The 23,815-nt window shown below is 56.4% G+C and carries 29 protein-coding genes and 1 tRNA gene; 20 read left to right on the forward strand and 10 right to left on the reverse strand.

The features are described 5' to 3' along the window. Window positions 1–2 precede the first annotated feature (2 nt). From EUU25_RS15470 to EUU25_RS15505, 8 genes are all read left to right on the forward strand, one after another. Window positions 3–320: a TIGR02300 family protein gene (locus EUU25_RS15470; protein WP_143776525.1), complete on the forward strand. Its 318-nt coding sequence runs from the start codon at window positions 3–5 to the stop codon at window positions 318–320. 81 nt (window positions 321–401) lie between these two features. Continuing rightward, window positions 402–477 (forward strand) — tRNA-Ala (locus EUU25_RS15475). 147 nt (window positions 478–624) lie between these two features. Next, a complete protein-coding gene (obgE, locus tag EUU25_RS15480) occupies window positions 625–1,677 on the forward strand; it encodes a GTPase ObgE (protein ID WP_158902491.1) in 1,053 nt (350 codons plus the stop codon). After that, the gene (proB, locus tag EUU25_RS15485) at window positions 1,662–2,795 is read left to right on the forward strand and encodes a glutamate 5-kinase (RefSeq protein WP_158902493.1); all 1,134 of its coding nucleotides are present in this window, start codon (window positions 1,662–1,664) and stop codon (window positions 2,793–2,795) included. The genes obgE and proB overlap by 16 nt, the downstream gene beginning before the upstream one ends. Continuing rightward, on the forward strand, window positions 2,792–3,718 hold the full coding sequence (locus tag EUU25_RS15490; protein WP_158902496.1) for an NAD-dependent epimerase/dehydratase family protein: 927 nt from the start codon (window positions 2,792–2,794) through the stop codon (window positions 3,716–3,718). Before proB ends, EUU25_RS15490 begins: the two co-directional genes overlap by 4 nt. A gap of 58 nt (window positions 3,719–3,776) precedes the next feature. After that, complete coding sequence (locus EUU25_RS15495) at window positions 3,777–4,019, forward strand: acyl carrier protein (RefSeq protein WP_158902499.1); 243 nt, start codon at window positions 3,777–3,779, stop codon at window positions 4,017–4,019. A gap of 4 nt (window positions 4,020–4,023) precedes the next feature. Continuing rightward, window positions 4,024–5,223 (forward strand): serine palmitoyltransferase, encoded by a 1,200-nt coding sequence (gene spt / locus EUU25_RS15500; protein WP_158902508.1) that lies wholly within the window; start codon window positions 4,024–4,026, stop codon window positions 5,221–5,223. 10 nt (window positions 5,224–5,233) lie between these two features. Further along, complete coding sequence (locus tag EUU25_RS15505) at window positions 5,234–5,887, forward strand: YoaK family protein (protein WP_281346996.1); 654 nt, start codon at window positions 5,234–5,236, stop codon at window positions 5,885–5,887. Here EUU25_RS15505 and EUU25_RS15510 read toward each other — a convergent pair. The 3 genes from EUU25_RS15510 to EUU25_RS15520 are packed head-to-tail and all read right to left on the reverse strand — an operon-like array spanning window position 5,884 to window position 8,284. Then, window positions 5,884–6,807 carry a hypothetical protein gene (locus tag EUU25_RS15510; RefSeq protein ID WP_158902513.1) on the reverse strand — a complete coding sequence of 308 codons (924 nt, stop codon included), beginning with the start codon at window positions 6,805–6,807 and terminating at the stop codon, window positions 5,884–5,886. The genes EUU25_RS15505 and EUU25_RS15510 overlap by 4 nt on opposite strands. Window positions 6,808–6,825: 18 nt before the next feature. Continuing rightward, window positions 6,826–7,794: a diacylglycerol/lipid kinase family protein gene (locus EUU25_RS15515; RefSeq protein WP_158902516.1), complete on the reverse strand. Its 969-nt coding sequence runs from the start codon at window positions 7,792–7,794 to the stop codon at window positions 6,826–6,828. 10 nt (window positions 7,795–7,804) lie between these two features. Then, on the reverse strand, window positions 7,805–8,284 hold the full coding sequence (locus EUU25_RS15520; RefSeq protein WP_158902519.1) for a DUF2141 domain-containing protein: 480 nt from the start codon (window positions 8,282–8,284) through the stop codon (window positions 7,805–7,807). Window positions 8,285–8,452: 168 nt separating this feature from the next. On the opposite strand from EUU25_RS15520, the gene EUU25_RS15525 reads away from it, so the two are divergent. From EUU25_RS15525 to EUU25_RS15545, 5 genes are all read left to right on the forward strand, one after another. Next, window positions 8,453–9,640: an LptF/LptG family permease gene (locus tag EUU25_RS15525; RefSeq protein WP_246163020.1), complete on the forward strand. Its 1,188-nt coding sequence runs from the start codon at window positions 8,453–8,455 to the stop codon at window positions 9,638–9,640. A 3-nt stretch (window positions 9,641–9,643) separates the two neighbouring features. Further along, entirely contained in the window at window positions 9,644–10,732 is a 1,089-nt protein-coding gene (lptG, locus tag EUU25_RS15530) for an LPS export ABC transporter permease LptG (protein ID WP_158902524.1), read from the forward strand. Between the two features lie 10 nt (window positions 10,733–10,742). Next, window positions 10,743–11,894 (forward strand): N-acetyltransferase, encoded by a 1,152-nt coding sequence (locus tag EUU25_RS15535; protein WP_158902526.1) that lies wholly within the window; start codon window positions 10,743–10,745, stop codon window positions 11,892–11,894. Between the two features lie 56 nt (window positions 11,895–11,950). Beyond that, a complete protein-coding gene (locus tag EUU25_RS15540; protein WP_158902529.1) occupies window positions 11,951–12,661 on the forward strand; it encodes an NRDE family protein in 711 nt (236 codons plus the stop codon). Between the two features lie 109 nt (window positions 12,662–12,770). Beyond that, complete coding sequence (locus EUU25_RS15545; protein WP_158902531.1) at window positions 12,771–12,998, forward strand: hypothetical protein; 228 nt, start codon at window positions 12,771–12,773, stop codon at window positions 12,996–12,998. A 73-nt stretch (window positions 12,999–13,071) separates the two neighbouring features. Here the strand turns inward: EUU25_RS15545 and EUU25_RS16505 are convergent, their stop codons facing one another. Together EUU25_RS16505 and EUU25_RS15550 are read right to left on the reverse strand one after the other, a co-directional pair. Continuing rightward, entirely contained in the window at window positions 13,072–13,236 is a 165-nt protein-coding gene (locus tag EUU25_RS16505; protein ID WP_187351282.1) for a hypothetical protein, read from the reverse strand. Between the two features lie 23 nt (window positions 13,237–13,259). Next, the gene (locus EUU25_RS15550) at window positions 13,260–13,568 is read right to left on the reverse strand and encodes a DUF952 domain-containing protein (protein WP_158902534.1); all 309 of its coding nucleotides are present in this window, start codon (window positions 13,566–13,568) and stop codon (window positions 13,260–13,262) included. A 61-nt stretch (window positions 13,569–13,629) separates the two neighbouring features. Between EUU25_RS15550 and EUU25_RS15555 the strand changes: the two genes are divergently transcribed. From EUU25_RS15555 to EUU25_RS15585, 7 genes are all read left to right on the forward strand, one after another. After that, entirely contained in the window at window positions 13,630–14,280 is a 651-nt protein-coding gene (locus EUU25_RS15555) for an SOS response-associated peptidase family protein (RefSeq protein ID WP_158902537.1), read from the forward strand. 265 nt (window positions 14,281–14,545) lie between these two features. Further along, window positions 14,546–15,292, forward strand: coding sequence for a hypothetical protein (locus EUU25_RS15560; protein ID WP_158902539.1), 747 nt, complete (start codon window positions 14,546–14,548; stop codon window positions 15,290–15,292). A 58-nt stretch (window positions 15,293–15,350) separates the two neighbouring features. Further along, window positions 15,351–15,845 (forward strand): thermonuclease family protein, encoded by a 495-nt coding sequence (locus EUU25_RS15565; RefSeq protein WP_222848804.1) that lies wholly within the window; start codon window positions 15,351–15,353, stop codon window positions 15,843–15,845. Window positions 15,846–15,926: 81 nt separating this feature from the next. Beyond that, complete coding sequence (locus EUU25_RS15570) at window positions 15,927–16,742, forward strand: class I SAM-dependent methyltransferase (protein WP_158902542.1); 816 nt, start codon at window positions 15,927–15,929, stop codon at window positions 16,740–16,742. Window positions 16,743–16,842: 100 nt separating this feature from the next. Continuing rightward, a complete protein-coding gene (locus EUU25_RS15575; protein ID WP_158902544.1) occupies window positions 16,843–17,199 on the forward strand; it encodes a hypothetical protein in 357 nt (118 codons plus the stop codon). Window positions 17,200–17,338: 139 nt separating this feature from the next. After that, on the forward strand, window positions 17,339–17,950 hold the full coding sequence (locus tag EUU25_RS15580; protein WP_158902547.1) for an outer membrane protein: 612 nt from the start codon (window positions 17,339–17,341) through the stop codon (window positions 17,948–17,950). Between the two features lie 249 nt (window positions 17,951–18,199). Next, window positions 18,200–18,676 (forward strand): DUF2314 domain-containing protein, encoded by a 477-nt coding sequence (locus EUU25_RS15585; RefSeq protein ID WP_158902550.1) that lies wholly within the window; start codon window positions 18,200–18,202, stop codon window positions 18,674–18,676. Window positions 18,677–18,878: 202 nt separating this feature from the next. Here the strand turns inward: EUU25_RS15585 and EUU25_RS15590 are convergent, their stop codons facing one another. From EUU25_RS15590 to EUU25_RS15610, 5 genes are all read right to left on the reverse strand, one after another. Further along, entirely contained in the window at window positions 18,879–19,178 is a 300-nt protein-coding gene (locus EUU25_RS15590; RefSeq protein ID WP_158902552.1) for a DUF1294 domain-containing protein, read from the reverse strand. 199 nt (window positions 19,179–19,377) lie between these two features. Next, window positions 19,378–19,632 (reverse strand): excalibur calcium-binding domain-containing protein, encoded by a 255-nt coding sequence (locus EUU25_RS15595; protein ID WP_158902555.1) that lies wholly within the window; start codon window positions 19,630–19,632, stop codon window positions 19,378–19,380. 139 nt (window positions 19,633–19,771) lie between these two features. After that, a complete protein-coding gene (locus EUU25_RS15600; RefSeq protein WP_158902557.1) occupies window positions 19,772–20,599 on the reverse strand; it encodes a hypothetical protein in 828 nt (275 codons plus the stop codon). Between the two features lie 14 nt (window positions 20,600–20,613). Then, window positions 20,614–21,666 carry a ribonucleotide-diphosphate reductase subunit beta gene (locus EUU25_RS15605; RefSeq protein ID WP_158902560.1) on the reverse strand — a complete coding sequence of 351 codons (1,053 nt, stop codon included), beginning with the start codon at window positions 21,664–21,666 and terminating at the stop codon, window positions 20,614–20,616. Window positions 21,667–21,735: 69 nt separating this feature from the next. After that, window positions 21,736–23,682, reverse strand: a complete 1,947-nt coding sequence (locus tag EUU25_RS15610; protein ID WP_158902562.1) for a ribonucleoside-diphosphate reductase subunit alpha — start codon at window positions 23,680–23,682, stop codon at window positions 21,736–21,738. Window positions 23,683–23,815 lie beyond the last annotated feature (133 nt).

Raw genomic sequence — 23,815 nt, forward strand, 5'->3', positions numbered from 1 at the left:
CCATGATTAAGGCTGAATGGGGAACCAAGCGTACTTGCCCGAAATGCGGCACTCGCTTTTACGATCTCACTAAGGACGAACCGGTTGAATGCATTGAGTGCGGCAACCAGTGGACGCCCGAACCGGTACTGAAGTCCAAGCAACCGCTTCCATTTGAAGAGGTGGAAAAGAAGAAGGACGATACGGATCTCGCTGACGATGATCTCGATATTGATGTCGATGCAGTTGACGGAGATGTATCGCCTGACAATGACGTTGATCTTGGCGGCGATGACGATCTTGGCGTTGCCAGCGGGGAAGATGAACCCGACGACATTTAAGTCGAACTTCGTGCTTGATATATGATGGAGCGCCCGCTAGTGGCGCTCCTCACCAAATAGCCGCCTTGTTTGCGGCATGATGGGGCCTTAGCTCAGCTGGTAGAGCGCTACACTGGCAGTGTAGAGGTCAGGGGTTCGACTCCCCTAGGCTCCACCAGTTCTCTTCAAATCAGATGTTCGGCCTGCTCCCCCGGCCATCGTGCTGTTGGCGCGACATAGTTCTAATGCACTCTGCATTGCGACTTAATGCGATTAAATCGCTCGCTACTGGCCAAAACGGCCAACCTCCCTTAAAGGCGACCCCATGCATTTTCTTGATCAAGCAAAAATTTTCATTCGCTCGGGCGCAGGGGGCCCCGGGGCTGTAAGCTTTCGCCGAGAAAAATATGTGCAATATGGTGGTCCCGATGGAGGTAATGGCGGCAAAGGTGGAGACATTATCTTTGAAGCCGTCGCCGGACTGAACACATTGATCGATTTTCGCTACGCCCAGCATTTCAAGGCTATGCGCGGTATTCAGGGAATGGGGCGGGACCGGCACGGCGCTTATGGCGACGATCTGGTCATACAAGTTCCCGTGGGCACACAAGTTTTGGCGGATGACGAAGAGCGTAGCCTTCTTCTTGACCTCACCGAAGTTGGAAAACGAGTTGTATTTCTGCGCGGCGGTGACGGTGGCCGGGGCAACGCATCCTACAAAAGTTCGACAAACCGCGCGCCACGGCAGCATGGTCCGGGTTGGCCTGGCGAGGAAATGTATGTCTGGTTGCGGCTGAAATTGCTGGCAGATGTCGGATTGGTCGGAATGCCCAACGCCGGTAAATCGACATTCATAAATCAAGTTTCGAACACAAAGGCAAAAGTTGGCGCTTATCCTTTCACTACGACGCGTCCTCAATTGGGTGTTGTTGAATATAAAAGCCGTGAATTCGTACTGGCGGATATTCCGGGCTTGATTGCTGGTGCAGCTGATGGCGTGGGCATCGGCGATCGCTTTTTAGGACATATAGAACGCTGCCAGATTTTGATTCACCTGATTGATGCCACACAAGATGATCCTGTCGAGGCATGGCACATTGTCTGCGAAGAACTAGGTGAATACGGCGCTGGCTTAAATGAAAAGCCTCAAATTGTGGCGCTCAATAAAGGCGATTTACTCGACCCTGAATTAATGGCCGACATTTCTGCGCAATTGCAAGCCGCTGGGGCTCAAGATGTTATCGCGATTTCGGGTGCGACCGGTCAAGGCGTCGATCTTGTGCTCGATCGGATTCTCGAGGCATTGCCGTCGAAGAGTGGTTTAGAAGGCGCAAAGGCGGACGGCATAACCGAGGATGGGACATGGTCGCCGATTTAAACCCCGCCGCCTTTTCGGAACAATCGTGCCCACTATTGGTCGTAAAGGTCGGGTCTTCCCTTTTAGTGAAAACTGACGGTGGTGTTCGCCGTGAATGGCTGGAAACATTAGTTGCCGATATCAGTGCCCGCCATCGGGCGGGGCAACGAATCATAGTAGTCACGTCCGGTGCTATCGCGCTTGGTGCACGCCGGCTTGGATTTGACAAAGGTGGAAGGGCCAGCCTTGCCGATGCGCAGGCTTCAGCGTCGGTGGGGCAAATTTTGCTTTCGGGAATCTGGGCTGAACTTCTAGCAGCGCGGAATCTTGTCGCTGCCCAAATGTTGGTGACGTTGGACGATCTTGAAGAACGGCGGCGCTATTTGAACATCGCTGCGACACTCGATCGCTTGATTGGTGCCGATGCCGTTCCTGTTATAAATGAAAATGATAGTGTAGCGACCGAAGAAATTCGCTTCGGCGATAATGACAGGCTCGCCGCACGCGTAGCACAGGCTGCGGGAGCCTCAGGTGTTGTCCTTTTGTCGGATGTTGATGGTCTATATGACCGTGCGCCGCATTTACCCGGCGCCGTTCTTTTGCCGCAGGTCGAGAAGATTGACGGCCGTGTTCGCATCATGGTGGCCGAAGGTTCGTCCTCAGGCATGGGTTCGGGCGGAATGGCCTCCAAATTGGATGCTGCTGATATTGCTACCCGCGCCGGCATTGGCCTTGCGATAACTTCGGGTTTAAAGGATCACCCTCTTTCGGGGCTCGCGAACGGTGGACGCGCTACATATTTTGCTCCGCGCATAGGTGGTTCGGCACGAAAGACGTGGCTGGGCGGGCGGCTCACGGTTAAAGGCCGGATATGTATAGATGAAGGCGCTGTGCGGGCGTTGCAGACAGGCAGCAGCTTGCTTCCTGCAGGCGCGATTCGAGTAGAAGGCGAGTTCAAACGCGGAGACGTAATCGACATTATCGCCTATGATGGAATCGCGTTGGCACGCGGCCTTTCCGAATATGACGCCGTGGATGCTGCCAGCATTTGTGGCCGACGCTCGGTCGAACTCGAGGCGATCTTGGGTACGGTACCACGCTCTGTCCTTGTCCATCGCGATCAACTGGTGCTGCTTTGAAGTCTGTCGCAGGCAAGACAGTTGCCGTAACGGGAGCAACCGGATTTGTCGGACGCATCACGCTTGATAGGTTGATTGAAGCCGGATGGAAGGTGCGTGCACTTACGCGGAGTGATCAGCCCAAGAAAATAGGAGTGACGTGGGTAGCTGGCGCGTTGGATAATGCACAAAGCCTTCAAAAATTATGTGATGGTGCAGATGCGGTGTTGCATATTGCGGGAGTTGTAAATGCACCTGATGCTGAGGGCTTCGAGACTGGAAATGTAACTGGCACCGCTTCGATAATTGCTGCGGCAAAGAACTGCGGTGTAAAGCGGTTTGTTCACGTGTCGTCGCTCGCGGCCAAATATCCACAATTGTCGCTTTACGGGGCGAGCAAATATCGAGCAGAGAAACTAGTTGGTACGAGCATGCTGGATTGGACAATAGTTCGTCCGCCGGGTGTCTATGGCCCGGGGGACACAGAAATGTTCGATATGTTCCGCCTTGCGCAAAAGGGATGGGCACTTTTGCCTCCACGCGGGCGGGTATCGATCATCCATGTAGACGATTTGGCACGGCTGCTAGTTGCACTGCTGCCTGCACATGACGACGCCACGACCCAAATTTTTGAAGCGGACGACGGCTTCGAAAAAGGTTGGAGCCATGAAGCGTTTGCACGGGCGATTGGTTGGGCAATTGGACGGCGTGTTACGACATTGCATGCACCGCGGCTTTTGCTTAAATTTGCTGCTTATGCGGACCGTTTTTTTCGTGGACGTAAGGCAAAGCTGACGCCGGATAGGGCAGGCTATCTTTCGCATCCAGACTGGACCATAGATCGAACGGCCACTCCCCCCGCAAAACTGTGGTCGCCGCAGATTGCAACGCGTCAAGGATTGAAAGACACGGTGCGCTGGTACAAGGCGCAAGGCTGGCTATAAATTGCCCTCTTACCGCCTTAATCGCTTGCCATAGCCCAGTAAAATTAAAGGATACCAAATGACCGACCGTAGCGAAATGTTTAACCGGCTGAAGGGCCTCATTGAACCCTTCAACAAAAAGGGCGTGGAAGTGACAGAGGCGACGACCTTTGCGGGCGATCTGGAATGGGACAGCCTGACCGTTATGGATTTTGTGGCTGAGGTAGAAGACAGTTTCGACATCGTCATCAGTATGAACTTGCAAGCCGAAATCGAAAATGTCGGGCATCTGGTGGATGCAGTAAAGAAGCTGACGGATTGATCCTATGACCGACCTGTTCTCCAAATTCGATGCACTCATCGCGCAACGCGAAGGCTTGCTAGCCACGGGTGTAAAAGACCCTTTCAGCCTTGTTATGGAGGAAGTGAAGTCGCCGACCGTTGCTGTTTGCAATGGCAAGGAAACCATTTTGCTTGGCACATATAACTATATGGGCATGACGTTCGATGACGACGTAATTGCGGCTGGGAAAAAGGCACTGGATGAATTCGGCGCCGGCACCACCGGCAGCCGTGTATTGAACGGCACCTTTCAGGGTCATAAAGAGTGCGAAGACGCGCTCAAAGAATTTTATGACATGAAACATGCCATGGTGTTCTCGACAGGCTATCAAGCCAATTTGGGTATTATCAGCACGATCGCAGGTAAAGGGGATTACATCATTCTCGATATCGACAGCCATGCTTCCATCTATGATGGCTGCAAAATGGGTGATGCCGAGATTGTGGCGTTCCGTCATAATGATGTAGAAGCCTTGGAAAAACGTCTGAAGCGTCTTCCCGCAGAGGCTGGAAAGCTCGTCGTTTTGGAGGGTGTTTATTCGATGCTCGGCGATGTTGCTCCTCTGAAGGAAATGATCCGAATTTCCAAAGAAGCAGGTGCGATGGTGCTTGTGGATGAGGCGCACTCGATGGGCTTTATTGGCGAAAATGGCCGTGGAGTTGCTGAGGAGCAGGGCGTTCTTGACGATGTAGATTTCGTCATAGGAACCTTCAGCAAGAGTGTAGGCACAGTCGGCGGCTTCTGCGTTTCAAATCATCCAAAGTTTGAAATTATGCGGCTTGTGTGCCGGCCATATGTTTTTACAGCTTCTTTGCCGCCTGCGGTGGTGGCCTGCTCGGCGACCAGTATCCGCAAGTTGATGCACAACAGCAACAAGCGGGCGCATCTTTGGGAAAACTCAAAGACCTTGCACAGAGGTCTGCGCGACCTTGGATTTCAATTGGGCACGCCAGAAGCGCAAAGTGCCATCATCGCCGTGATCATGCCAGATCTCGAAAAGGGTGCGGCTATGTGGGAAGCACTTTTGTCTAATGGACTTTATGTGAATTTGGCTCGCCCACCTGCGACTCCTGCAGGCATGACCTTGCTGCGTTGTTCGCTTTGCGCGGAACACACCAGCGAACAGGTTTCGGATATTCTCGACCGTTTTGAACGGGCAGGAAAAGCGGTGGGGATCATCTGATCGTTCGGCCGTGACCAGACTCGACCGAAACGCTCGCTTATTGGCGATCGGATTTGCAGCGATGGCTGGAATGGTTGATGCTATAGGCTTTCTATCCAGCGGCGGTTTTTTCCTTTCGTTTATGAGCGGTAATTCAACGCGATTAAGCGTCGGTGTTGCCGCGGGCGCACCATATGTTGCGATGGTCGCGTTGCTATTGATCAGCTTTGTTCTCGGCGTAATGGGCGGGTCGTTGGTCGGACGAAAAGGTAAGATTTCTGCCACTCAGCGTCAGTCGCTTATTTTGACTGTCATGTCGGCCTTGCTATTTCTTGCGCCGTTATTTGCGGACCACGATATGTTGCTGTTGGGCTTGTGCTTGGCTGCTTTTTGCATGGGCGCGGAGAATACATTGTTTGAACGGGACGGTTCGGTGTCGTTCGGATTGACCTATATGACCGGCGCGTTGGTGAAGATCGGCCAAGGTCTCGCTACGCTGTTGAGTGGTGGGGAGCGGCTGGTGTGGGTGCCCTACCTCATATTATGGCTGGGCTTGGTGAGCGGTGCGGCTGTGGGAGCCGGTTTGTTCGGCATATTCGGATTCGCAAGTCTGTGGTTGCCGTCTGCGCTGGCAGCGTGTTTTGCAGTGTTGCTGCTGTTTGCAGAACGTGCCGCGAAGTCTTAGCGCACTGAGCCCTTTGCCAGCAATTTGGGGACGAGAAACAGTGCTGCGATCAAGGGCCAGCGGCGCTGCCATGGTCTAATTTCGATCTGGGTTCCGGCGTGGCGATTTATCTTCCATGCTAGGTAGTCGATGCCACCCGCATATGTGAAGGCTGCTTTCGCAAGGCGCGCGACGGTTAGGAGCTTGCCATTACGGCGCAACGTGGGCCAGCGGTTTCGTTCTTGGGTTATCCGGCCTTGCGGGTCGGGAAGGATGTGCACCTTCTCGCCTCGCAGTTCGTTCGCGATGGGGGTGTGGGGGAGAGCTGCTTTGCCGAAGCGGACATAGCGATCCGGATCAAATTCCACCACCGAGGCGGGACGGTCGTTCCGTTCGGCGCGCAGTTCGGCATCATAGGTCATCCGGAACCCTGTTTGCCAGAGGTCCAGAACGTCGACCTCCCGCTCGGTAAAGGCGAGCGCGGCGTTGAGGACGGTGGGGGCTGCGCCGGAAATGGCGGTGGCGACGGTGGCGCGGGCGGCGTCGTTTGCCGCCCAAACCAACCGGGATGGCTGCGCAAATCGGGCCCAAACTGACGCGGCTGACGCTTCAGGACGGTTTAGATTGTGGAAGTCTCCTTCGCTTAGAACTGCAACTTTTGCAATTAAACCATTATATTCAAACGGAAATACATTGGGAGGTAGCCTTCGGTTCCATTTAACCAGCCATTTTTGCGTGTAGGCCTCTTCATAGCTCGAAACGATTAGGTAAAAATCGAGCATTTGCCCTTCCAACTGCGCGCTGCGCAGGCAGGATCCGTAGAAGAGAACGGCGCGAGCGGCGTCGGGATATTGCGCGGCGATATGCGCGGCAAAGGCATGGACATCGGGCAGGGCGGGGACCGCCAGTTCGTCGGCAACAAGTTGGACTAGCGAAGGCATAAATTGGCTTGGCTGGCGTTACGCGGCCAGTTTCAAAAAGGGTACCGGCGGAGTGGAACGCAGCACGATCGGGCTGCCTCTGCTTGCGACAAACACTTCGCCATCCAGCACGACGCTGCTTTTCTCGCTATCGATGCGGATTGTATCGCCTTCCTGAAAATGCACGCCATCCATAGTGCGCTGACCCAATTTGCCGCGCAGTGAGGCCGAAATCATCTTCAGCATCGACCATGGCCGCTGGTCCACTGCCAGAAATTTCATCAGCCCCTTGCGCGCTCCACCCGCCTGCGCGCCGAGCAGCAGTTTATCCAGCGTCGTGACGATCAGCACCGAGAAAATGCCTTGCAACTCCCCCTGCCGGATGAACGACACGCTGATAGGTTTGGCCCTTGCAGGAAGGAAGCTGACCTTCATTTCAAAGATGGTCGACACCAGCACGGCCATCGCCGCCAGAAAATGGCTGAGCCCGTTGGGCAGGCCAAGCGGATAGATTTTGTTCCGGCAATAAAGGATGGTTTCGGCCAGCCCCGCGCCACCCAGGAACATGCCCAAAACAGGCCGCGCGCCTTCGCTGCCATCGCTCAGGGCAATCAGTTCGCGCACGACGATATGTTCGGCCAAATCGCCCTTCGCCACTTCAAGGATGCGTTCCAGCGCCACAAGCGGATCGCCCTCGGCACCCAGATCGAGTGCGATCAAATTGGTTTTCCCGTTGGGCAGGACCGCAACCGGTGGCGGCGATCCTTCAAAATGGCCACCATGGTAGAGTTCTGTCAACGCGGACTGGACCGTGCCATCGCCTCCATTGACCACAAGCACCTTGGGTTTCACCCGCGCGATCATTTCAAGCGCTTTGGCAATCTGGCCGATTTCTTCCACTTCATAATGGAAGATATCGGGATTTTTTGCGCAATAAGACCGAACCATCGGCAACAGCGACCTGTTGCCGGTTGAATTAGGGTTCGAAAGGAGCGCTACCAGTGCCAAATATTTTCCGTCACATATATTTCAGGTTGATGGTGATTTGCGTCACTCCGGGGCCGGCCTGAAAAGCAACTTTGCTCACCGACGGCTTGCCGAGGTTTAGAATATTAATGCTGGGGTTGTTCGAGAACCCGCCACCATCGCTGCTGATATCCGTTTTGCCATTACCGTTGCGGTCGTGGCGGACGGCGATACCATAACGTCCTTCTGCAGGAACCGGGACGCAGAAGGACATTGTTCCCGCGCTTGCCCGGCTTTCCAGACGATGCAACCACCGTCCTTTTGCGAGCCATGCATTACCGGTTGCGGGATAGGATTGGACGCGAACTTTGCCGGCCGATTCTTTTATACCGCGGACGCTGACAAGAATCGCAGGACCCTTGCCCGCCGCACAACGCGACATATCGTTACTGATTTCCTGTCCGGCAACAGCCGTCCCCGCCCCGAGGGCGAGGGCTGAAACCGCAAAAAGGGCAACATACTTATTCATCATAAAACTCCTGGAACAGTATTTCCGGCGATTTTGCTTTGCGCACGCCATCGATATTGCCCCTGAACCTGATAGCGTCTATCGGGTGAGTTTGCGGCCAAATTAGGGTAACAGGGCGACCATAAGTTGAAATTTATCACCGCCACTGACCGCTACATCTTCCGGCTCGTGATGTTGCCCCTGCTTGGCACACTCGCCATCGCTGCATCGCTCTTGCTGCTGGAGAAAATGCTGAGCCTTTTCGACTTTGTCGCGGCTGAAGGCGGACCGGTCAGCGTGGTCTGGCGCATGCTGGCAAATTTGATCCCGGAATATCTGTCGCTGGGCATCCCGATCGGGTTGTTGCTTGGCATTTTGCTGGCCTTCCGCCGCCTTGCAACCTCTTCAGAACTCGACATTTTCCGCGCAGTGGGGATGAGTTACTTCCGGCTTCTGCGGGTTCCGTTCCTTTTTGCAATTACCCTGGCGGCTGTCAATTTTGCCATCGTCGGATTTATCCAGCCCAGTGCCCGCTACCTCTATGAGGAGCTGCGTTTCGAACTCCGCTCGGGCGCATTCGGCGCAAAAGTAAGAGTGGGCGAGTTTAACAATGTTGGCGAAAATTTGACCGTTAGGATCGAAGAAAGCCGCGACAATGGCAACCGTCTGTCGGGCATGTTTGTATATGCGGAGAGCAAGAACGGGCAATCCATCGCTGTGTCCGCCGAAAAAGGACAGTTTCTGCGCACCGATGACCCGGACACGATTTTATTGCGGCTGGAAAAAGGCACGCTGGTGCACGATGCGCCAAACTACAAAACACCGCGCGTCTTGAGCTTTACAAGCCACGACGTGCCGATTCCGTTACCAAGCATCGAGAATTTCCGCGCCCGTGGCGGCAAAGACCGGGAGTACAGCATCACCGAACTGGTCCGCATTGGGGGCGACGCCCAAAAGCCGGCAGACGAGCGGAACAAGGCATGGGCCAACTTCCACTTCCGGCTGGTCGAAGTCGCGATGATGCTCTTGCTGCCGTTTCTCGCTCTTGCCCTTGCGGTGCCGCCAAAGCGCTCGACTTCGGCGTTGGGCGTATTCCTATCGATCGTCATGGTGGTCACCTACCACAAGATAAACGAATATGCCGAAGGTGTGGGCGGCATGGGCATTGTCGATCCGTTCATCGCCCTATGGTTGCCATTCCTGCTCTTTGCGGGTCTGATCCTGTGGATGTACCATGTCATTGCCCATGTGCCCGGCGGCCAGCCGATTGGCGCGCTCGAAGTGTTTGCCAACAAGGTGGGCAAGGCGATCCGCAAGACATTCCGCTTCGGACGGAAATCGCGCCTTGCCACCATCGGCATGCCGGAAACGGAGTCCTAGCGCATGCATTTTTTCCCATCGCGCAACATCACCATCTATATGGCGAAGCTGTTCTTCATGCGCAGCTTTGCGGTGCTGGCCATGCTTGTACTGATCCTGATGACGCTCGATCTTTTGGGAGAAAGCGGCAAGATTTTGTCCGTTCCCGGCAACGACCAGGGTGACGTCTTGCGTTATGTCAGCATGCGCGCACCGCAGATAATCGCGCGCTTTCTGCCATTCTCGGTTCTGTTGGGAACCTTGATCGCCTTTGCAACGCTCAGCCAGAATAGCGAAGTGATTGCCATGAAGGCGGCAGGTCTGTCGGCGCACCAGATTCTGGCGCCGATGTTTGTCGCCAGCCTCGCTGTGGCTGGTCTCTCATTTACCTTTAACGATCTGGTCGTCGCGCCGAACACTGCACGTTTAAAGGTGTGGCAGGCGGAAGATTATGGTCCGGTTCCGGTCGACACCGGGGTCAAGACAAATGTCTGGGTCAGGGAAGGTCAGGACCTGATTCAGGCTAGTACCGTAACCGGCGCAGGGGCAGCCACCCGCCTCGGTAATGTCAGCCTCTATCTTCGGGCCAACGGCAGTTTGCGCCAGGTCATCAAGGCAAGCGACGCGCGTTACACAGGAAATGCATGGGTACTCGTCAACTCAACGTCCTTTGACGTCGCAACGACCGAAGAGAAGAAATTTCCCACTTTGACCGTTGGCCAGAATATCACCCCGGACCGGTTCAACTATATCAAGGTGGATGGCGACAGTCTGGGCTTTTTCCCGCTGATGGGGGCGATTCAGGATCTGAAGGCGGCGGGTCGCCGGACGGACAATCTGGAAGGTATCCTCTGGCATAAATTATCAGGACCGCTTTCGACCCTGTTGATGCCCCTTCTCGGTGCGGTTGCGGCCTTCGGTCTCGCGCGTTCAGGGGCGCTGTTCCTCAGGGCTGTCATCGGCATGGCGCTTGGCTTTGCCTATTTCGTTGCTGATAACTTCGCGCTTGCGATGGGAAATCTGGGGGCATACCCGCCGTGGATTGCGGCATGGGGCCCGTTTCTACTTTTCCTACTGATTGGCGAAACGGTTCTTGTGCGGACCGAAGAATGAGTGAAACTAAATGAGCGAAATTACGATCAGACCCGTTTTGACCAAGGCCGACCGCAAGGCTTTTGTCGACCTGCCATTCCGCCTCTACGCCCATAATCCGAATTGGGTGCCACCATTGAAGGACGAAGTGCACGGTTTGATCACGCCTGGCAAAAACCCATGGTTTGAGCATGGTGAAGCGGAGTTTTTCCTTGCGGAAAGGGGCGGACAAATCGTCGGCCGTATTTCCGCCCATATTGATCATCTCGCGCTGAAGCAGCCACCGGAACAGGGCATGGGCCCCGGATGTGGAAACTGGGGTATGTTCGAAGCGGAAGATGCTGCGGTCGCGGCTGCCCTGATTGCGCGCGCGGAAGACGCATTGCGTGCAAAGGGTATGACCCGTTCGATGGGGCCTATCAGCCTTGCCATGTGGGACGAACCCGGTTTGCTGGTTGAAGGGTTCGATCATCCGCCGGTCGTCATGATGGGGTTCAACAGTTCTGCCTATGCACCATGGGTCGAAGCAGCGGGCTATGCAGGCGTGCAGGATTTGCTGACCTATGACTTGCCAATCGACAAGGGGTTGCCGGAGCTCAGCGACCGTATCGTGGCGATGGGTGAGCGGTCGGACAAAATCCGTATCCGCCGCGTCGACAAAAGCCGGTTTGATGAAGAAGCCGCACTGTTGTTGAGCATCTTGAACGATGCATGGAGCGACAATTGGGGCTTTGTGCCGTTCACCGATGCTGAAATTGCCTATGCGGGCAAAAAGCTGAAGCCGATCGTATATGAAGACCTTATTCGGGTTGCCGAAGTGGACGGGGAACCCGTTGCCTTCATGATGACCATTCCGGACCTCAATGAAAAGCTGAAGGATTTCGGAGGAAGCCTGTTTCCATTCAACTGGGCGAAGCTGCTTTGGTGGCTGCGCAAACCGCAAGTCACGACCATGCGCGTGCCCTTGATGGGCGTCGTCAAAAAGCTCCAGTCTACGCGCATGGCAAGCCAGCTGGCATTGATGCTCGTAGAATATATCCGTCGCGATTCGGTTTCAAAATTCGGTGCGGTCAGGGGCGACTTCGGCTGGGTCCTCGCCAGCAATGGTCCCATGAAATCGGTCGGTGAAGCTGTGGGCGGCACCGTGAATAAAGTGTACCGGATCTACGAAAAGACGCTTTAACAAGTGGCCGTGATGGTGCGGGCTTTCGTGTCGCACGGGTACCGGAGGGAACAGCCATGTGTGTCGTAGCCGTTGGACTGAACATCCATCCCGAATGGCCGTTGTTGGTGGCCGGCAACAGGGATGAATTTCATGCGCGCGCCTCCGACCCTTTGCATATTTGGCGTGATGCGATGGGTATTATCGCCGGACGGGATCTGGTGTCAGGCGGCACATGGATGGGCGTGTCGCAGGCGGGCCGGTTTGCGGTCGTTACAAATATCCGTGATCCCGACGGTCCCGACCCTTCCAAAAAATCGCGCGGTGCGCTGGTTGCTGATTGGCTGGCGGATGGAGCGCGGCCAAAGGAACTGGATGGCTTCAATCCCTTCAACCTCATCATCGGCGATATGGCGCAGGCAGAATATTTCGCCAATCGGCCGGCACCTGTGCGGCGTGTATTGAAGACCGGGATTCAGCTCTTTTCCAACGCACCCGATGGTGAGCCATGGCCGCGAAAGGACAGGCTGGAGCTTGCGTTTGCGACTTGGCTCACAAATGGAGCGGGGCACCCCGAACAGATTTTCGATCTGTTGGCCGACGAAACGGATGATGTTCCGGCGATGGAGCGGATATTTATCCGCAACCCCGTCTATGGGACCCGATGCAGCACCGTGATTGCTGTCAACACACAGGGCGCGGGTTTCATTTCGGAGCGGCGCTTTGACGCTCAGGGTGCTGCCGCGGGTGAAACACGCCTCGCCTTTGATTGGCCAATAGGCATGTAATCACACATTTGGTGTTCGTCGTAATTGCAATCGATTCCCGCCGAAAAGGCCGGAACGAAAGCCATCGGGCTGCATTTTGGGACCTGTACGAACGTAAAAAGGACTCCCCATGACCAGCACTTTGTTAGAGCGACCGATCGCCGATAGAACAGGGGCCGACCACGTCCAGGCATCGCCACCCGTCCAGCCAAGCAAATTTGGCGCCGATGCGGCAATGACTGCCACGGGGGAAGATATCGATAATGATCATGCGGACGAACGGCCCGTGGACCGGTCACAAGATGCAGAGACAGAAACCTATGAAGACGCGGATCGGGAGTTTTTCCGGAAGCGTTAAAGTTCCCGCGGCACCTCCTAGCGGTGTCCAAGGAGCGGAAGGCCCGTCCCGTTAACCCGCGGGGCGGGCCTAATTATTTGGCTGCCGGTTTGCTCTTCGCTTTGTGCGCGGCAATGTCTGCGTCGAGCGCGGCGATACGGACGCGTTCGGGCGAATCCTTGGGCAGGCCCTTCAGGCGGGCGGTCGCCCATAGGCTGCGGCGTTCGGATTCGAGGGCTTTGAGATAGAGGTCGGCCATGTGGATGCCCTAGGCGTTAAAGCTCAGGAGGTAAATGCCGGTGCGCCTATTATCGCGCTGGCGGGCAGAGCACCGTATATATGCGGGAACAACGCACCGCCGCGCGACTCCTCCCACTTCACCAGATCGCCCAGAACCGAAAGGTCGACTTCGGCAATCACAAGGCCAGTCTGGCCGGCAAAATGCTTGTCGAGCGTGCCCTGCAGTTGGTCAGCGGCAGACAGATGGATATAGCCGTCGGCAAGATCGACGGGCGCGCCATGGAAAACACCATCGGCCTGAAACTGCGCCCATTGGTCTGCAGTAAAAATCTTGAAGGCGGTTTCGGGCATCGGTGGTCCTGCTGGGTAAGGGGGTGTTGCGTTGTCGCGATGACCCCCTAAACTAAATCCCATGTGCAATCACTACGCAAATAACCCCGACGCGCAGGCGCTTTTGCAGACGTGGCGCGAGTATATTTCGTGGAGCCTGACCGATACTATCCCGCCGCGTACTGCCGAACTGGAGGACGAGATTTGGCCCCGGCGCGAGGCCGCTGTGGTGCGGCAGGATGTGACGGCTGGTGGGGCGGTGGTTGATCTTATGACGTGGGGTGTGCCGCTTTCGCTGCCGAGCAAGCGGCCAGAGACGACAGTGACAAAGCATGTCACAAATGTCCGCAATCTCGCCAGTCCCTTCTGGCGCTCGATGCTGGTAAAGCCGGAACAGCGCTGCCTTGTGCCCTTCACCCGCTTTGCCGAGCCGAAAATGGGACAGGGGCGTGCGGAGCATTGGTTCACGGTCACCGACCGCTCGGTTGCGGCCTTTGCCGGGATTTGGCGTAGGGTTGGTGGGGCGACGACGGGAGGGGTGTCGTCGCCCGAGGGGAAAAAGATGTTCGCCTTCCTGACCTGCGAGCCCAACTCGCTGGTCGCACCGCTGCATCCCAAAGCGATGCCGGTGATCCTGCAGGAGGCCGACTACCAGACCTGGCTGACTGCGGAGTGGGACGAGGCCGCAAAGCTGGTCGCGCCGTTTCCCAGCCAGTTAATGGCGGTCGACTGACGGCGACTTAGCCTTGGCGTGCCTGCAGAACGGTTTCGATGATCATGACTGCCGCAAAGGACAGAACCATGCCGGTGAAGAGGGCGACGAAGGGAATTTGTAGTGCGTCCATGACGGGCTCCTTGGGTTGTTGAGTCGGGGATAGGACCACCCGCCGTCCGGTTCCTTGATCTGGGTCAAAAAAGACGAAAACCAACATTTCCGGCGTTGCAACGACGCGCGAGATATGCTGCTAATTGGACCTGTCTAATGGGGGGGATAGTTCATGAAATTTACGATGCGTTGTGCCGCGGCGATTGTTGCGGCGGGGTCATTGGCGGCACCTGTTCTGGCACAGGAAGCACCCGCGGCGGCGGTCGTTGAAACACCGAAGCTTGCGGCGGACGGGTCGCAGTGCGAGCTGCATGTCTGGCCGACCCACAATTATCTGGGCATCAATATGGGCCTGCTCTCCGGCTTCGGCCTGGTAGGGGCGCTCGCTGATGCCGAAGTGCACAAGGATAAGGTCGCCACTGTGAAGGATCTGATGGCCGATTATCTCGGTCCCGATGTGCAGATGGAGGAGCTCAACAAAATCGGCATTACCAAGACGCTGAAACTTGAAGGCTATAAAATCATCATGGAAGAGCCGACGCCCTTCAACGAGGATGTCAAGAAAGACCCGGCGTTAAAGGCGAAGGTCAAGGCGATGAACGCCAAGATCAAGGCCAAGACGCGCCTGTCCGATTCAACAGCGCCCTGCTATGCCGAGCTCGCGACCACGCATATCTTCTACCACAAGGCGATGATGTACGGCAGCAATCTGTTCACCGGCTTTATCTACCGCGAATTCGGCACCAAGCCGACCGCCACCAAGGTATCGACCGGGCAAGTCAAAAATCCGCTGGAACATTTCCCGCCCAAGACCTCCGAAGATATTGATCGGGCAAAGGTCGAGCTGCGCGACGCCTTTTCCAAGGACTTTGTCGAATATGTCGACAAAAAGGTCTTCGGCGCACCTGCCAAAAAATGAGGGCACTCTGGCCTGGGCATTAGCCAAATCTTGACTTCCTCATGCGCAAAGTCTGCGCATGAGGAATTCCACGAAACGTTCATCTACCGGCTTAAGCGACCTCAAGCCGATCCTGCCCCTTTCCCTGATGCTGAGCGCCGCGACCTTTTGGGGCGTGTGGACGCTATCGGCCCCCGCGACCAACGCCGCCACCGGCAACGACACGGAAAGCGCCGCGTTCAGCATCTGCGGCGAAGGCCCCCGCACCAACTGCATCGTCGATGGCGACACGCTCTATTATCAGGGCATCAAGATCCGCATCGCCGACATCGACACCCCCGAAACCAACCCGCCCCGCTGCGCCGAAGAGGGGCGTCTGGGCAAGGCTGCGACGCAGCGCCTGTTACAGCTCGTCAATGCGGGGCCCTTCACCCTGCAGACCATTGACCGCGACGAAGACCGCTATGGCCGCAAGCTGCGCGTGCTGACGCGCGGGGGCAAGAGTTTGGGTGGCGTGCTGGTCGATGAAGGGCTCGCCCGCTGGTATCAGGGCGGCCGCCGCCTCTGGTGCTGATCCTGCCCCAAGGAATGATTAGGTAGACCACCCCAACTAAGTTACCCTCCTGTCCGGGTCGCTCTGGAAGGAGAGCGAAATATGAATCCGAACAAGGCATTATGGGAGAAGGGCGACTTTACCCGGCTGGCGGCCTGTATGCGCGACAGCGGTGCTGCGCTGGTCGACGGCATCGGCATCGGCCCGAATATGAAGGTGCTGGATCTGGGCTGTGGCGACGGAACAACCGCCATTCCTGCCGCGCAAAAGGGTGCCGATGTTCTGGGCGTCGATATTGCCAGCAACCTTGTCGCCGCCGGCAACGCCCGCGCTGCCGAAATGGGCCTGCCGAACATCCGCTTTCAGGAAGGCGACGCCTCCGCCCTGACCGGCCTTGAGGACAACAGCTTTGACCGCGTGGTCAGCATATTCGGCGCGATGTTCGCGCCCCGCCCCTATGATGTCGCTGCCGAGATGGTGCGCGTCACGCGGCCGGGCGGACGGATTGTCATGGGCAACTGGATTCCCGGTGACCCGACCTTGATCGCGCAAGTGCTGAAGGTCAGCGCCTCCTATACGCCGCCCCCGCCCGAAGGCTTTGTCAGCCCGGTTCTGTGGGGCAAGGAAGACGAGGTCCGCGCGCGTTTTACCGCCGCGGGAATAGCCGACGCGGATATCGGCGCCACACGCGAACTCTACACCTTCCGCTTTGACGGCGCACCCAAGGCATTTGTCGACCTGTTCCGCACCTATTATGGTCCCACCATGAATGCCTTCGAGGCGGCAGAGAAGGACGGCCGCGCGGACGCGCTCTATGGCGAGCTGGTCGAATTGTTCGAACGCGAAAATGTGAGCGCCAGTCCCGAATCCACCGAAATTCCGGCGGCCTTTCTGAAAGTGGTGGTGGCTGTAAGCTGACCGACATCAGGGCGGGGCCTTAAATCACACCGCATTCGGGAACACCCGCCCCGCTGCCGCGTTTTGCTGTCATCCCCGACACGCCAAGGAGGCATGAGCCATGACCGCATCCGACACACCCAAAACCGCCCCCGACAACCGCGAGCAGGCGGACGAGGATACACAGGCGCAAACTGTCGCCGGCGAAGCCATGACCCACAGCCAAGCGCCGAACCTGTCGGGGGAAGACAGCGAACACGGCGGCACGCCCAATCCGGCGCAGATCATCCCGGACGACACACAGGATGTCGTTGACCATATGGAACAGATGGAGCGCAGCGGCCAGATTGACATGGACGCGTATCGTGGCGAACGCAGCGACGATGATGAGCCCGGCATGCTGGGTGAAGACGGCATGGAACCTGGCGATCTGGACGAACATGGCCACGCCCGCCGGGACGCCGACGACGCGATTTAACGCATCCATCAAACAGACTGTTGCAATAAAGTAACAGATTCTTGTTATTTTATATTCATGAACCCTTATCGGAACCCGTCCGTTTTCTTGTCGGCCCTGCACGCAGCAGGGTAAGTTTGATAAAAAATGGAAATATCTAATGCGTAAATATCTTCTAGGCGCGGCTCTCCTCTCCACCGTCGCCGTCACCCCTGCCTTTGCACAGGAAGAAGCGCCCTTCACCGGACCGCACATCGAAGGGATCGTCGGTTATGACGATGTCAGCGAAGGCAAAGGCAATTTGATGTACGGTGTTAACGCAGGTTATGACTTTCAGCTCGGCGGCGTGATTGCCGGTATCGAAGGTGAATATGCCGATTCCGACGTGAAGGGTTCGGGAACCGACCTGCTCACCACCGGCGACAGCTTCAGCCTGAACACCGACCGCGATCTCTATGTCGGCGCGCGTCTTGGTTTCGCCATCTCGCCATCGACCATGATCTACGCCAAGGGCGGTTACACCAACGCCAAGTTCGAAAGCCGTTTCGACGATGGCGCGGGCACGATCTACAACAATGGCGTGACCGCCGACGGTTACCGTCTGGGCGCGGGCATTGAGCAGAAGTTCAACCTGTTCGGACCCAGCGGCTTCATCAAGGCCGAATATCGCTATTCCAACTATAGCAATATCGACATCGGCGAAGATGATTTCGACCTCGACACCGACTTCGACCGTCACCAGGCCGTCGTCGGCGTGGGCGTACGCTTCTAGTCTGACGCTGGGTAACACCGGCTAAAAAGAACCGCCGTGGCAAAAGCTGCGGCGGTTTTTTGTGCGAACTCGGCCGTCAGGCCATTTAATTTTCGCTAGAAGGAAAAAGGGAAAAAGACATAAGGCACCCACCCTCAAAGCAGTGCAAAAACGTCTTCTTCCTTCTTGCCTTCTTCCTTCTAGGGAATCAAAAATCCCAACCCCAAAAGCCTAAACCAAATAGCAACCACCCCAAGCTATCCTCCCCCCATGTCCATGATCCTAAGCGGCGCCATCGCGTTCATAGTCATGTTTGTCGCCTATCGCCTGTTCGCCGGCGGCGCGGGGGTGGCCTTTGACAAGGACGACCCCCGTTTGGAACAGGCCAAGCAACAGGCCCGCGCCACGCTCCCCCAATTCTGGACCGCGCTGGAGACAGGCGATCCCGCGACCCGCGACTTCATGCTGAAATTCAACCTGAACCACGGCACCGGACATCGGGATAATGAATCCATCTGGGCCTGCGACATCCGCCGCGATGGCGGTCGGATTTTCGGAACGCTCGCCAACGAGCCGCGCAATTCCGCCTATCGCGAAGGGCAAGAGGTGGAGATTGTGCCCGAAGCCATAGAGGATTGGGGCTATTTCCGGGGGAGCGTCGCGCAAGGCAATTACGTCACCCGCCTGATGATCGAAGCCGCCCCCGCAGGCACCGCGCGGATGCAGCGGCAGGCAATGGGCTGGTAAAACATACTCAACCTCTCCCCTTAAGGGGAGAGGATACGAAGCCTTATTGCGAGGGCAATTAGGCGAAGTTGGAGAGGGGCAACAACGGTGAGGTGCGCGCGCCAACTCCCCCTCTCCGCTGCGACTAGGCGGCGAGCCGCCAAGTCTCGCACCTCTCCCCTAAAGGAGAGAGGGGGTGTTTCACCGACGCTATTTAATAATCTTATCCCGCGAGCATCCAGCCGCCCGCGAGCGCAACCGCAAACACCTGAAAGATCGCCATCTGGTGGAGGTTGCTGGAAAAGGGCTGCTTGCGGGTCTTGTGCCGGAACATCGCGCGGCCCGTGTAAGCGCCGATGGTGCCGCCGACAAAGGCCCACGCGAGCAACGTCCCCTCGGATACGCGCCATGTGCCCTGTTCGGCGCGGATCTTATCAAGCCCGAACAGCATGAATGTCCAGACGTTGACGAGCGCGAAGGCGGCAAGGCCGTTGGGGACGGTGAGGAGGGGAGTGATGTCCATTCGATTATTCCTTAACTCCCCTCGCCCCTTTAGGGGAGAGGATACGAAGCCTTATTGCGAGAGCAATTAGGCGAAGTTGGAGAGGGGAGAGTTCGCGCGCAAACCCCTCAGCACAAACCTCACCGCCGAACCCCTCTCCGCTGCGACTAGGCGGCAAGCCGCCAAGTCTCGCTCCTCTCCCCTGAAGGAGAGAGGGGGTTCAGTACCCACGGTAAGGCTCACACGCGACGCCATCGCCGTCGCGGTCCAGATGCGGAGCATAGCCCGGCTGCCCTCGACGTAACGGAGCCTTTCCGGCGGCGCGCACATCCGAGCAATAGCGGTAATAAACAGACTGCTCGGTAAAGCGCATCGCGGCCTTTTCCTCCTCCGACTGGATGGGGAAATTATAGACGGCGATAAAGGTCAGGACTGCCAAAGGGGCAATGGATTTTATGGTTGAGTCGCGTGCCATCCAAGGAGGATGGCAGGGGGTGGTTAAAGGGAGGTTGAGCCAAATGCCTCAATGCGCCGAGCTGACAACGTAATTCCTTTTGATGACAAAAGCCAAATCGCTTTGTTAAAAGATATTGCCAATATTTTCATCTGCTCACTTAAAATGGAACATCTTCATCTAAATCGTCGCTAAACGCTGTTGATACCGGTGTCTGCCAGCGTGTCGCTTCAGAGGCTTGCGAACGAACCAGTCGGTCCCGTTCGGTTTGCATCATGCTACTATATGATCTGAGCAAATGTTTCTTGCCATGATCAGATAGCGAATAGCTTGTATATGCGTCTCCATCTTGGTCAGTGAGTTGATGGGCTTCAATAAGTCCGTCGTCTAGTAAGCTAGCAATCGCTAGCGCAGTCATTCTTTCTGAAATACCTGCTGAGGAAACATCACGTTGTATTTGCCAAATCGCCGAACCATATGGAGTTCTAAGGCTTTGATCTAAAAGCGTGATGAGGCAAGTTGACTTGACTTCATCGACATTATTTGATGTGTCTGAGTTTACTAAGGTTAAACGTTGCTCCGTTTCTTCGAGAAGCGCAGCCGATATCCCCTTTTCAACCTCTAATGCGATTTTTTCATAATCAGACTGTGCATCGGTAACGTAAAAATTGACAGGCCGATGGGCAATATCGAACGGCAATCGTTGGCGACGTCCTCTGTCGCAAACAATTACGGTAGGAACGCCGAGTGAGAGGGCATATCCCAATTCCAAAAAAACATTGGAGTTATCTTCGGAAATCTCTGCGAACGCGACGTCGGCAGACCGCAAGCCTTGCTCTATTTTTTCGACGACCGGCCTAGTCCCCAGCACCTCATCAGCCCGTACCGGCTTTGCGCCACCGCGTTCAATTGCGGGTGCGAACGTTTCCCGGTAACGCTTATCGTAAGTGCTACCGTCAAAACATTGAATAACAAAGCAGGTTTTCATAATCGCTTACCGGACTACTCCGCCGCAACCCCCGCCTGCTCAAACATATCCACGCCATCATTCTCGGCGGCGGGTTCAATACCGATGATCTTCTTCTTACGGTTGTCGAAGCTGTTCCATACTTGGCCCCAATCGCCGCGGGTGCTGGCTTTGCTATATTCGGTCGCGCGGGTTTCGAAGAAGTTGGCGTGCTCGACACCGTTCAGCAATGGCGCGAGCCAGGGTAGGGGGTGGTCTTCGACCATGTAGATGGCGGGCAGGCCAAGTTGGCCCAGGCGCCAGTCGGCGATGTAGCGGATGTAGCGCTTGATTTCTTTTGCCGTCATGCCGGGCACGGGGCCCATTTCGAACGCGAGGTCGATGAAATTATCTTCCAGACGGACGACCTTCTGGCAGCAGTCGATGATGTCTTCCTTCACTGCCTTGGTCAGGCATCCGCGTTCCGCGCAGAAGGCATGGAACAGCTTGGTGATGCCTTCGCAGTGGAGCGATTCATCGCGGACCGACCAGGATACGATCTGGCCCATGCCCTTCATCTTGTTGAAGCGCGGGAAGTTCATCAGCATGGCAAAGGATGCGAACAGCTGCAGCCCTTCGGTAAAGCCGCCGAACATGGCAAGCGTGCGGGCGATGTCTTCGTCGCTGTCGACGCCGAACTGGTGGATATAATCGACCTTGGCGGCCATTTCCTCATATTCGAGGAAGGCGCTATATTCGCTTTCGGGCATGCCGATGGTGTCGAGCAAATGGCTGTACGCCGCGATGTGCACCGTTTCCATGTTGGAAAAGGCGGTCAGCATCATCTTGACTTCGGTCGGCTTGAACACGCGGCCGTAATTTTCGTGGTAGCAATTCTGCACCTCGACATCGGCCTGTGTGAAGAAACGGAAGATCTGCGTCAGCAGGTTGCGCTCATGATCCGAAAGCTTCTGCGCCCAGTCGCGGCAATCCTCACCCAGCGGCACCTCTTCAGGCAACCAGTGGATCTGTTGCTGGCGTTTCCAGAAATCATAGGCCCAGGGATATTCAAAGGGCTTGTAGCTGTTACGGGCTTCTAGAAGGGACATCAGATCGGCTCCAAAGGAATTGGGTTCTTCATGGGCCCTCCCTGTCGGGGAGGGCGTTTTGCTATCGCTTTATTGACAGGCCAGACATTCGTCATAGTCCGTGGTCGTGGCCAGTTCGATGACGGGGGCTTCGGCGGTGTTGTCCGCTTCCACTCCGCCTGCAAAACCGGCGCGTTGGATGCTCTTTGAACGCAGGTAATAGAGCGATTTCACGCCCAATTCCCATGCGCGGAAGTGCAGCATCAGCAGGTCCCACTTTTCCACATCGGCCGGAATGAACAGGTTCAGCGAGGTCGCCTGGTCAATGAAGGGCGTGCGGTCGGCGGCGAGTTCAATCAGCCAGCGCTGGTCAATCTCGAAGCTGGTTTTGAACGTGTCCTTTTCCTCATGGCTGAGGAAGTCGAGATGCTGGACCGAACCGCCCTTTTCAAGGATGCTGTTCCAGACATTGGTGCTGTCCTTCGCCTTTTCCTGCAGCAGTTTTTCCAGATAGGGATTCTTCACGATGAAGCTGCCCGACAGGGTTTTGTGCGTGTAGATATTGGCAGGGATCGGCTCGATACAGGCGCTGGTGCCGCCGCAGATGATGCTGATCGACGCGGTGGGCGCGATCGCCATCTTGCAGCTGAAGCGTTCCATGACGCCCATTTCTTCCGCATCGGGGCAGGCACCACGTTCGTTGGCGAGCATCATCGAAGCTTCATCCACTTGCGAGCGGATATGCTTGAAGAATTTCATGTTCCACGACTTCGCCAGCGCGCTTTCAAAGCCGACGCCGCGCGATTGCAGGAAGCTGTGGAAGCCCATGACGCCAAGGCCGACCGAACGCTCACGCGCCGCGCTGTACTTGGCGCGCGCCATTTCGTCCGGTGCGCGGTCGATGAAGTCCTGCAGCACATTGTCGAGCATGCGCATGACATCCTCGATAAAGGCCTTGTCGACGCTCCACTCATCCCATTTTTCGAGATTGAGCGAGCTGAGGCAGCACACAGCCGTGCGATCGCCGCCCAGATGGTCGCGGCCGGTGGGCAGGGTGATTTCCGAACACAGGTTCGACGTCGACACCTTCAGACCCAGATCGCGGTGATGCTTGGGCATCGCGTTGTTCACGGTGTCGGAGAAGATGATGTACGGCTCGCCAGTTGCCAGTCGGGTTTCGACCAGCTTCTGGAACAGCGAGCGGGCATCCACCGTGCTGCGCACTTCGCCGGTCTTGGGCGAACGCAGGTCGAATTCGGCACCGTCGCGGACAGCTTCCATGAATTCGTCGGACAGAAGCACGCCATGGTGCAGGTTCAACGCCTTGCGGTTGAAGTCGCCCGAAGGCTTACGGATTTCGAGGAATTCCTCAATCTCGGGGTGCGAGACATCGAGATAGCAAGCCGCCGAACCACGGCGCAGCGAACCCTGGCTGATCGCGAGTGTGAGGCTGTCCATAACGCGGACGAACGGAATGATGCCGCTTGTCTTGCCGTTGAGGCCGACAGGCTCACCAATGCCACGGACGCTGCCCCAATAGGTGCCGATGCCGCCACCGCGTGAGGCGAGCCACACATTTTCGTTCCAAGTGTTGACGATGCCTTCCAGGCTGTCGTCGACCGAGTTCAGATAGCAGCTGATTGGCAGGCCACGTCCGGTGCCACCGTTCGACAGCACGGGCGTCGCGGGCATGAACCACAGGCGGCTGATATAATCATAGAGGCGCTGGGCATGCGGTTCGTCATCGGCATAGGCCGCTGCGACGCGCGCAAAAAGATCCTGATAGCTCTCGCCCGGCAGCAGATAGCGGTCCTTCAACGTGTCCTTGCCGAATTCGGTCAGGAGCACGTCACGCGATGAATCGGTGACGACGTTGAAGCGCCGCTCGTCCACCGTTTTGCTGGACACAGCTTTTTTTGCCGCAGCCTTCGGCTTTTCTTCAGTACTGGTTTCGGTTTCCACCGCTAATTTTTCGAGCACGTCCGTTGTTCCTGCGACCATATCTTCGGCCCCTTGGCCAGTATCCCTGAAATCCATTTAACCCCGTTGCTCCATTCCTAATCAGGCCCCACCGGCTGCATGGGATTTTCCCACCGGCCAAGCCCACCCATTATTTTCAGACGGAAAAAATGTTCCCGTCTTGTTCGACTCGGGGGCGAAACCCCCTCTT

Origin of the sequence: Sphingorhabdus lacus (assembly GCF_009768975.1) — a bacterium.
Classification (GTDB): Bacteria; Pseudomonadota; Alphaproteobacteria; order Sphingomonadales; family Sphingomonadaceae; genus Sphingorhabdus_B; species Sphingorhabdus_B lacus.